This is a genomic window from Candidatus Limnocylindria bacterium (genome assembly GCA_036523395.1).
In the GTDB taxonomy this organism is placed as follows: Bacteria; Chloroflexota; Limnocylindria; order P2-11E; family P2-11E; genus CF-39.
This window is the reverse complement of sequence record DATDEH010000068.1, coordinates 1-1,759: the sequence shown is the minus strand read 5'-3', so window position 1 is coordinate 1,759 and position 1,759 is coordinate 1. Positions and strand designations below refer to the sequence as shown.

2 protein-coding genes are annotated in these 1,759 nt (G+C 67.0%); both read left to right on the top strand.

Annotation, left to right across the window (positions count from 1 at the left end):
• A partial coding sequence (locus VI056_08980; protein HEY6203165.1) for a Zn-binding domain-containing protein occupies positions 1 to 1,485 on the top strand: 1,485 nt, incomplete at its 5' end.
• Positions 1,482 to 1,759, top strand: a 278-nt coding sequence (locus tag VI056_08975) for a hypothetical protein (protein ID HEY6203164.1), incomplete at its 3' end; no start/stop codon positions are given. The genes VI056_08980 and VI056_08975, both read left to right, overlap by 4 nt.

The window sequence follows — 1,759 nt, the reverse complement described above, 5'->3', positions numbered from 1 at the left end:
CGCAAGAGCGCGCTCCTCGTTGGTCGCGACATCGCCGCGACGCTGCTCGCGTCTGGCGTGCAGACGATCGCGTTCGCGCGCTCGCGCGTCCAGACCGAGCTGCTGCTCACCTATCTTCGCTCGCGCTTCCCGCAGCCGCAGTGGCCGTCGAATCTCATCCGCGGCTATCGCGGTGGCTATCTGCCATCCGAGCGGCGCGCGATCGAGCGCGGCCTGCGCGACGGGTCAGTCCGCGGCGTGGTCTCGACGAACGCGCTCGAGCTCGGCATCGACATCGGCGCGCTCCAGGCGGCCGTGCTCCTTGGATATCCGGGCACGGTGGCATCCACATGGCAGCAGATGGGCCGCGCCGGCAGGCGCGAGGATCTGTCGGCGGCGTTCCTCGTCGCCACGTCATCCCCGACCGATCAGTACATCGTGCAGCACCCCGAGTACGTGCTCGACCGCTCGCCCGAAGCGGGCCTGGTCAATCCCGACAACCTGCACGTGCTGGTGCACCACCTGAAGTGCGCCGCGTTCGAGATCCCATTCGAGACCCGTGAGCGGTTCGGAACGGAGGACACGCCCGGCGTGCTCGCGTACCTCGACGAGCAGGGCGTGCTCCACGAATCGGGCGGCAAGTACCACTGGTCGGATCAGGCTTTTCCGGCCGAGACGACATCGCTACGCACGGCGACGAACGACAACGTGGTCATCGTCGACACCACCGGACCGGCACCGCGCACGGTCGGATCCGAGTATCACGACGGCAAGGCGCGGGTGATCGGCGAGATCGACCGGTTCGCCGCGCAGGTGCTGCTGCACGAGCAGGCGATCTATCTCCACGAGTCGAAGCAGCTCCAGGTCGAGCGGCTGGACTGGGACAACGCGAAGGCCTACGTGCGCGAGGTCAAGGTCGACTACTACACGCAGGCGGAGCTCGCCGTGCGCATCCGCGTCATTGACGAATTCGACCGGCATGCGGCTGCGCGCGGCTTCGACCTCGCGCACGGTGAGGTCCTCGTGAGCACGCTCACCTCGATCTACAAGAAGCTCACGATGTATACGCACGAGAACGTCGGCTGGGGCAAGATCCATCTTCCGGAGCAGGAGCTGCAGACGACATCGTTCTGGTGCTCGCTGCCCGAGCGCGTCGTCGCGGGATGGCCGAGGGAGCGGATAGAGGTCGCACTCGCGGGTCTCGGGAATCTCCTCCACGGCCTAGCGCCGCTCTTCCTCATGTGCGATCCACACGATCTCGGACTCGCGGTCGAAGTCCGCTCGCCGCACACCGAGCGACCGACGATCTACCTCTTCGACATGACGCCCGGTGGCATCGGGTTCTCGGAGCGCCTCTTCCGCTCCTACCAACCACTGATGCAGCGCGCGCGCGAACACCTCGAGTCATGCGGTTGCGGGAGCGGTTGTCCGTCCTGTGTCGGTCCGGCGCACGCGCTCGGCCCCGACGTGCGTGAGTCCGTCGCGCATCTGCTCTCTTTGGCATGAACGATCTTCGAGCGAGACTCGCGGCGATCGTCGAACGCGATCGTCGTCGACATGGGGAGTTGGGCGTCGATGTTGGTGGCGCCGCGGGCACCGAAACCCTCTCTACGCGCGAAATCCCGTCCCTTCGGGACGGGGACCCCTCGCGCGCGGGGTCCCTCGGTGCCCGCGCCGCCACCGCATTGCCGTTCTCTGTGTTCGAGCAGCGCATCGCAATCGACGATCTCGGACTCGAGATCGTCGGCAGGGGAGCGTGCGATGCGCTCCTCCTCGCGCA